This window comes from Actinomadura sp. KC345, assembly GCF_004348515.1.
Lineage (GTDB): Bacteria > Actinomycetota > Actinomycetes > Streptosporangiales > Streptosporangiaceae > Spirillospora.
In genome coordinates, this window is record NZ_SMKH01000017.1 from 41,280 (window position 1) to 49,341 (window position 8,062).

Genomic DNA, 8,062 nt, shown 5'->3' on the forward strand with positions numbered 1-8,062 from the left:
TTCTCCGCCGGGGCCGCGGCCGTAGCGCCGCGACCCCCTTGCCGCAGGGACAAAATTTGACTTCGACGTCATAACATAATGGGTGGGCAAGGGCGCGTCAACGATCCAGGATGCATCCGGAACCTGGCCATCGGCGGTCATCCGGCCATCAGCGGCCGGTCGCACGGGCGGCAAGGAACTCCCACGTGTGTTCGGCGTCGACGTCGGATGTCGCCAGAATGTGCGCGGCGAAGTCGGTGGTGCCGCTCACCTCGAAATCGTCGAGGCGCCGGGCCGCCTCAGCAGGCGAGCCGACGATCGCGAGGTCGGCCACCCCTCCCGCGCCCTCCCGGCCCAGTACCTTCCGATAGGACGGAAGGTGGTCGTTGGCGCCGAGCGCGGCGTGGATGTGCTCACGCGTGCCCGCGACATCATCGGTCACGCAGATCGGCAGGGCGGCCACGATCCGGAACGGCGCGCCGGCCGGACGGTCCCGCAGCGCCGGGCGGATGACGTCCGCGATCGTCCGCGGTCCCGCGGCCCAGGTGACGACGCCGGAGGCCACTTCCGCGGCCAGAGCGGCCATCGCCGGGTTGACCGCGCCCAGCAGGACGGGCGTCGGAGCGCCCCCGACGACCACCCGCCGGCCGTCCCGGCCGGTCATGACGGACTCCAGCTCCTCCACGTAGCGGCGCGTCGCCGCGATAGGCGCCGTCCACTCCAGCCCGAACGCGTCCCGGACCAGGGCCTCGTGGGACGGCCCGATGCCCAGCGCCAACCGTCCCCCGAGCACCTCCTGGACCGTCGCCACCTGCTGCGCGAGGGCGAACGGCGGGCGCAGCGGCATCGGCACCACGGCCGTCCCCAGTTCCACGCCCGGTACCTCGCGGCCGGCGACGGCGAAGGCGGTGAGCGTGTCATGGCCGGTGAGCATCGGCGCCCAGTAGCCGGCGAGGCCCGACTCGGCGACACGGCGGACCTGCTCGACGACGCCGTCGACCCTTCCGCGCATGGTGAGTCCCGAATGGATGGCGATGCGCATTGCGTTTCCTCCGCGCCCGTCGTGGTTTCGGCAGGTCCGGGTCTCAGTAGGACTTGGGCAGGCCGAGGACGTGCTCGCTGATGTAGTTCAGCACCATCTCCTGGCTGACCGGGGCGATGCGCATGAGGCGGGACTCACGGAAGTAGCGCTCGACGTGGTATTCACGCGCGTACCCGTATCCGCCGTGTGTCTGGACCGCCGCGTCGGCCGCGGTGAATCCGGCGTCGGCGCAGAGCCACTTGGCCGTGTTCGCCTCCTTCCCGCAGGGTTCTCCGGCGTCGTAGCGGGCGGCGGCGTGGCGTGCCGCCAATTCCGCCGCGTCCAATCGCATGGACGCCTCGGCGAGCGGGAAGGCGATGCCCTGGTTCTGCCCGATCGGGCGGTTGAACACCACTCTTTCCCCGGCGTACCGCACGGCCCGGCGCAGCGCGGCCCGGCCGATGCCCAGCGCCTCGTGCGCGAGCAGGATCCGCTCCGGGTTGATGCCGTCCAGCAGGTAGGTGAACCCGCGGCCCTCCTCCCCCACCAGGGCGGAACCGGGAACGCGGTAGTCGTCCAGGAACACCTCGTAGGAGGACACGGCGTTGCGGCCCATCTTCGGGATCGCCCGCATCTCGATGCCGGAGCCGAGGAGGTCGATCACGAACATCGACAGGCCGTCGGTCGGGCGCCCGCCCTCGCGCGGCTCGCTCGTGCGCGCCAGCAGCACCGCCTTCTGCGACTGGGCCGCCTTGGTGATCCAGACCTTCCGCCCGTTGAGCACGTAGTCCGATCCGTCCCGCCGGGCGAACGTGCGGATGCGGCTGGTGTCGGAGCCGGCGTCGGGCTCGGTGATGGCGAAGCAGACGTGCAGGTCACCGGCGGCGGCGCCCGGGAGCAGCTCGCGGCACAGGGCGTCGCCGCCGTGCCGCGCCACCAGGTTGAGGCCGAAGATCGTGAGGTGGAACGGGCTGCAGCCGTTCATGCCGGCCCCGGACGCGGCGATCTCGTAGACCATCGAGGACGCCGCCGAGATGCCGAGGCCGGCGCCGCCGTACTGCTCGGGGATCGCGATGCCGAGCCAGCCGGCCGACGCGAACGCCTCGTAGAACTCCCACGGGAACCGCGCCTCCTGGTCCAGGTCCGCCCAGTAGACGTCGTCGAACCGGCCGGCCACCTCCCGGACGGCCTTGCGCAGTTCCTCGTCGGTGAGTTTCTCACCGGTGCCGTCCGGCGCGGCGGATGCGGGCTTCTCGGTCATGGGCGGGTTCCCCTCGGGTGGCGATGTCTGTGAAGCGGGTGTCAGCGGACCGAGCGGCCGCCGTCGACGTAGAGGACCTGGCCGGTCACGAACCCGGACTCCTCGGCGGCCAGGAACAGCGCGGCGTTCGCGATGTCCGCGGGCTTCCCGGCGCGCCGCACCGGGAGGCCCGCCGCGACCTCCGCCAGCCGCTCCTCGGCGGGCACACCGAGACGCTCGGCCGTGGCGCGGGTCATCTCCGTGTCGACGTAGCCGGGCCCGATCGAGTTGACGGTGATGCCGAACGGCCCGAGCTCGATGGCCGTCGTGCGGGTGAAGCCCTGGATACCGGCCTTGGCCGCGGAGTAGTTGGCCTGACCGCGGTTGCCGAGCGCCGAGGTCGAGGAGACGTTGATCACCCGCCCGTAGCGCCGCTCGACCATGATCCGCTGCGCCGCCCGGGTGACGAGGAACGTGCCGCGCATGTGGACGCCCACCACGGTGTCCCAGTCGTCCTCGGTCATCTTGAACAGCAGGTTGTCGCGGGTGACCCCGGCGTTGTTGACGACGATGTCCAGGCCGCCGAACTCCCGGACGAGCCGCTCCAGCGCCTCGTCGACCTGGGCGGCGTCGGAGACGTCCGCGCCGAGGGCGACGGCCCGCCCGCCGGCCTCGGTGATGGCGGCCACGGTGCCGCGGGTCAGGTCCTCCTCGAGGTCGAGGACGCCGACCGCGGCTCCGGCGCGGGCGTACAGGCGGGCGATCTCCGCCCCGATGCCGCGGGCCGCGCCCGTCACCAGCGCGACGCGGCCGTCGAGGTTAGTCATGATCCGTCAGCTCCAGGGGTCTCGGTCGTGGGGGGTGGGTGCGCCGTCCGGTCGCGCGTGAGCGTGCGGACCGCGTCGCGATGGAAGTCGGTCTCCAGCAGCCGGACGTGCCATTCGGCCTCGGCGTCGGCGCAGGCGGCAAGCGCGGAGTCGTGGGCGCGGGTCACGTGCTCCTTCATGGCGCGGACGGCGTCCGGGGAGGAGGCGGCGAGGCGTCCGGCGAGCTTGCCCACGTGGCCTCGGATCCGGTCGTCGGGGAGCACGTCGGTCACCAGGCCGAGATCCCGCGCGCGGGCCGCCGGGACGGGCGGCGAGAAGAAGAGCAGCTCCAGTGCCCGCGAAGGTCCGACGAGCCGGTGCAGCAGCCACGTGCAGCCGAAGTCTCCGGCCAGGCCGAGCCGGCCGAAACCGGTGCGCAGCGTCGCCGAGGCGCCCGCATAGCGCAGGTCGCAGGCGAGGGCGAGGCCGAGACCGGCGCCGACGGCGGGCCCGTCGATGAGCGCGATGGTCGGCTTGCCCATCTCGTTCAGCCGGGCGACCGTCGCGCGCTGGAGCGCCTTCTGGGCCGCGAGGCGCGCCTCCGGCTCTCCGGCGGGGCCGAAGATGCTCGCTCCGGCCGCGAGCATGCCGAGGTCGCCGCCCGCGCAGAAGACCCCGCCGGCGCCCTCCAGCACCACGACGCGGACGTCGTCCGACGTGGCGGCGAGGTCGAGCATCGCGGCCAGGGCCTCCAGCATCTCCCGCGAGAACGCGTTGCGGACGTCCGGGCGGTTGAGCGTCAGGGTCAGCACCCCGGAGGCCGTGGTCGCGAGAAGGTGCCCGGTGCCCGTCTCGACGGCCCCGGCCCGGTCCGGCCGCGTACCGGGTTCCGGCGCCACATTACTTGACATAGACGTCGAAATTATAATGAGACAGGCGGTCGGGTCAATCCTCCCCCTGATCGAGCCCTCCACATGAATCGATATCGATGTCAAACTAAACTCCAGGATCGAACCGCCTCGGGGCGGCGCCCCGCGAGACCGCGCACACGGAGGACCACATGCACGATCGGCCAGGCCAGGACCACGCCGCCGGCCCCGAACCGCCTCTTGCCGGTACCGTCGTGCTGAGCTTCGAGCAGGCGGTCTCCGCGCCCTACTGCACGCGGATGCTGGCCGACCTCGGCGCCCGGGTCATCAAGGTGGAGCATCCGCGCTCCGGCGACCTCACCCGGTGGTTCGACGACGCCGCCGAAGGCCTGGCCACCTACTTCGTCTGGTTGAACCGCACCAAGGAGTCCCTCGCCCTCGACTGCAAGCGGCCCGAGGCGCGGCCCGTCCTCGACCGGCTGATCGAACGCGCCGACGTCGTGGTGCAGAACCTCGCGCCCGGTTCCGCCCGCCGGCTCGGGCTGGACGCGGCCACGCTGGTCGAGCGCCGCCCGTCCCTCGTGGCGGTGGACATCTCCGGCTACGGCGCCGGCGGGCCGCTCGACCACCGCCGCGCCTACGACCTGCTCGTCCAGGCCGAGAGCGGTTCCTGCGCGGCCACCGGGCAGGCCGACGCGCCGGCCAAGCCGGGCATCCCCGTCGCCGACATCGGTACCGCGATGCAGGCGGCGTCGGGCATCATGGCCGCGCTGCTCGGGCGGGCCCGCACCGGCTCGGGCGCCGCGCTGCAGGTGAGCATGTTCGACACGGCCGCCGACATGCTCGGCTTCGCCCTCCTGTACGCCCGCTACACCGGCAAGGAGCGAGCGCCGCTCGGCATGTCGTCCCCTATCGTGGCGCCGTACAGCGCGTACCCGACGAAGGACGGCCGCACAGTCGTCCTCGGAACCACCAACGACGCCGAATGGCAGCGGCTCGCCCGCGACCTGATCGGACGGCCGGACCTGGCCGACGACGAGACGCTCGCCACCACCCCGCTGCGCTGCGGGCAACGGGGAAGGCTGGACGAGGCCATCGCCGCTTGGACCTCGACGCTCGACCTCGCCGAGGTCTGCGCGCGCGCCGACGCGGCCGGCATCGGCAACGCCGAGTTCAACCGCGTGACCGAGGTCGTCGACCACCCTCAGCTGACCGCCCGCGACCGCTGGCAGGAGGTCGGGTCACCGGCCGGTCCGGTCGCCTCGCTGCTTCCCCCCGTCATCACCCCGGCGTGGAACACGCCCCTGAAAGAAGTCCCCGGCCTGGGCGAGCACACCACCGCGATCCTCACCGAGCTGGGCTTCCCCCAAGACGCACAGGACGGGCTCCGCCGGGCCGGCGCAGTGTGACGCGCCACAGAACGTCCCCGCATCCGCACCGAACGCCAAGGAGAGACATGAACGACGCCGTGATCTGCCAGCCCGTGCGAACCGCGATCGGCCGGTTCGGCGGCGCCCTGCGGACGGTCCCCGTCCAGACGCTGGGCGTGACGGTCGTCGAGGCGCTGATGGCCCGCAGCGGCCTGGACGGCGCGCTCGTCGACGACGTCGTGTTCGGCCACTGCTACGGCACCGCCGAGGCGCCCGCCCTCGGCCGGGTCGTCGCGCTCGACGCAGGCCTGCCGACCACGGTCCCCGGCATGCAGCTCGACCGGCGCTGCGGCTCGGGCCTCCAGGCCGTGGTGCACGCCGCCGCGATGGTGCGCTCCGGCTCGGCCCGGGCGATCATCGCGGGCGGCGCCGAGAACATGTCGCAGGCACCGCACTACTCACTGACGGCGCGCTGGGGATCGGGCGCCGGCGACATCACGCTGACCGACACCCTCACGCGGGGACGCACGACGGCCGGCGGGCGGTCGTACCCCGTGCCGGGCGGCATGCTGGAGACGGCCGAGAACCTGCGGCGCGAGTACTCCATCAGCCGGGAGGAGCAGGACGACCTCGCGTACCTCTCGCACCAGCGCGCGCTGGACGCCCAGGACCGCGGGGCATTCACCGACGAGATCGTCCCCATCAGGGTGGGCACCCGCAAGGGGGAGGTGGTCGTCGACACCGACGAGCACCCGCGCCGCGACATCTCCCGCGAGGCGCTCGCCGGGCTCCGCGCGGTGATGCGGAAGCAGGACGCCGGGGCGACGGTGACGGCGGGCAACGCCAGCGGCCAGAACGACGGCGCCGCCGCCTGCCTGGTCACCACGCCCGAGTTCGCCGCCGAGCACGGGCTGCGGCCGCTCGCCCGCGTGGTGTCCATGGCCGTGGCGGGCGTGTCGCCCGGCGTCATGGGCATCGGGCCGGTGCCGGCGACGCGGCGTGCGCTCGACGCCGCCGGACTCAAGCTGGCCGACATGGACCTCATCGAGCTGAACGAGGCGTTCGCCGCCCAGGCGCTCGCGGTCACGCGGGAGTGGGGCTTCGGCTTCGGCGACTTCGAGCGCCTCAACGTCAACGGCTCGGGGATCTCGCTCGGCCACCCGGTCGGCGCCACCGGGGCGCGGATCGTGGCGACGCTGCTGCACGAGATGGCACGCCGGGACGCGCGGTACGGCCTGGAGACGCTGTGCATCGGCGGGGGGCAGGGCATCGCGGCGGTCTTCGAGCGCGCCCCGGCGTGAACTTCGGCCGGCCCGGCGCCGCGTGGTGGGAGCGTGTCGGGAGGTTCAGGCGGTTCCGCTCCCGGCCTTCGGCTGGGAGGCGGCCTGCCGCCCGCGACCGGCGGCGGTGGCCGGGCTGAGGCCGAGGGCGTTCGCCCACAGCAGGGTGAGCTGCTCCACCGCGTCCTGCATGTCGAACCGGGCGCCGCCGATGAACATCATCTCGGCGAACTTCGCGACCATGCCGCCGAGCGCGGTGGCCGCGAGCCGCTCGTCGATCCGCTCGTCGGCCACGCCGGCCGCCTGCAGCCGCTTGATCGCCGACTCCAGCCGGGCCGCCAGGTAGTCGTCGCGCTTCGACCGCACCATGCGGACGTCGTCGTTGTAGCGGCTGACCTCCTCGATGACCCGCATGATGCGGGCCTCTTTCTTGTAGGCGGTCAGGTAGGCCTTGTTGGCGGCGCGGATGCGGTCGATGGGGGTGGCGTCCTCACCGCGGTCCTGCGCGATGTCGTCCATGGACACCAGCCGGACCTCGACCTCCTCGGCGATCTCGCGGAACAGGGACTCCTTCGAGTCGAAGTAGTGGTAGAAGGATCCGTGCGAGACGTTCGCCTCCGCCGCGATGTCGGTGATCCGCGCCTGGAGGAAGCCATCGCGTTCGAACACCACCTTGCCGGCCTCGAAGAGGCGCGCCCGTGTCCGACGGCCCTTCGCCGAGCGAGGCTCTGTGTCCATTCCGTCCTCCAAACCATGAATTTGACGTCAGAAACATAATGCCGCAACCACTCGCGTTCAACATCATCCGACGTTCCGGCGGGGGATCACAAACGAGCCGCGGAACCGCACGGACGGAGCCTCAGCCGCTTCTCCGGATGTCGATGTGCCGCCGGGCGAACAGGAGGCGCCCGTCCTGCCAGGTCATCCGGTCGGTGTAGGCGCCGGCGAAGATCGCGCCGGTGCCGGTGACGAAGACCGCGAAGGAGGAGGCCGCCTCGATGTCGCCGTCGCGCCGGACGCTGATACTCGGGACACCCTGTATGTGGGTGGCACGCGGCGCCCCGGCGGCGAACGCGGCCAGTTCCTGCTCGCCGGTGATCTCGCGGTCCCCGAGCACCAGCGCTCCCCCGGCGGCGTAGAGCCCGGCGAACGCCTCCCCGTCCCCCGCGTCGACGAACCGGGAGTAGTCCGCCTGCAACCGCGTCACCGCGGCCAGCCACCGGCCCTCCGGCACCTCGTCATCCAGCATGGCCCACCTCGTTCGTCCGGCCGTAGGTCAGGGAACGATCCAGCCTACATTTTTGACATCGAAATCTAAATATCGGCCCATCTACCGGTGGTCAGATGCAAACGATCAGCGGGGCCCCTCGTCTTCTCTTTGATGTCGACGTCAGTATAAGATAATGCTCGCCGCGCGTCTCGGTGGCCGTCCGGGCAGCGCCCGGAGGGCCACGCGGACGGCGGGCGGGACGGCGTTCCGCGCCCGCCCCGACCCCG

The 8,062-nt window shown here is 72.2% G+C and carries 8 protein-coding genes; 2 read left to right on the plus strand and 6 right to left on the minus strand.

The window, feature by feature from the left end:
- Window positions 1-148: 148 nt before the first annotated feature.
- The 4 genes from E1281_RS04980 to E1281_RS04995 are packed head-to-tail and all read right to left on the minus strand — an operon-like array spanning window position 149 to window position 3,957.
- Window positions 149-1,021, minus strand: coding sequence for an LLM class flavin-dependent oxidoreductase (locus E1281_RS04980; RefSeq protein ID WP_131875934.1), 873 nt, complete (start codon window positions 1,019-1,021; stop codon window positions 149-151).
- A gap of 43 nt (window positions 1,022-1,064) precedes the next feature.
- Window positions 1,065-2,261, minus strand: coding sequence for an acyl-CoA dehydrogenase family protein (locus E1281_RS04985; protein ID WP_131875935.1), 1,197 nt, complete (start codon window positions 2,259-2,261; stop codon window positions 1,065-1,067).
- Between the two features lie 41 nt (window positions 2,262-2,302).
- Entirely contained in the window at window positions 2,303-3,067 is a 765-nt protein-coding gene (gene fabG / locus E1281_RS04990) for a 3-oxoacyl-ACP reductase FabG (protein WP_131875936.1), read from the minus strand.
- Complete coding sequence (locus tag E1281_RS04995; RefSeq protein WP_131875937.1) at window positions 3,064-3,957, minus strand: enoyl-CoA hydratase-related protein; 894 nt, start codon at window positions 3,955-3,957, stop codon at window positions 3,064-3,066. The genes fabG and E1281_RS04995 overlap by 4 nt, the downstream gene beginning before the upstream one ends.
- 149 nt (window positions 3,958-4,106) lie before the next feature.
- Between E1281_RS04995 and E1281_RS05000 the strand changes: the two genes are divergently transcribed.
- Window positions 4,107-5,324 (plus strand): CaiB/BaiF CoA-transferase family protein, encoded by a 1,218-nt coding sequence (locus E1281_RS05000; RefSeq protein WP_131875938.1) that lies wholly within the window; start codon window positions 4,107-4,109, stop codon window positions 5,322-5,324.
- 47 nt (window positions 5,325-5,371) lie between these two features.
- Complete coding sequence (locus E1281_RS05005) at window positions 5,372-6,586, plus strand: acetyl-CoA C-acetyltransferase (protein WP_131875939.1); 1,215 nt, start codon at window positions 5,372-5,374, stop codon at window positions 6,584-6,586.
- Window positions 6,587-6,631: 45 nt separating this feature from the next.
- Here E1281_RS05005 and E1281_RS05010 read toward each other — a convergent pair whose 3' ends face one another.
- Entirely contained in the window at window positions 6,632-7,303 is a 672-nt protein-coding gene (locus E1281_RS05010; protein WP_131875940.1) for a TetR/AcrR family transcriptional regulator, read from the minus strand.
- Between the two features lie 121 nt (window positions 7,304-7,424).
- Complete coding sequence (locus E1281_RS05015) at window positions 7,425-7,814, minus strand: nuclear transport factor 2 family protein (protein WP_131875941.1); 390 nt, start codon at window positions 7,812-7,814, stop codon at window positions 7,425-7,427.
- Window positions 7,815-8,062 lie beyond the last annotated feature (248 nt).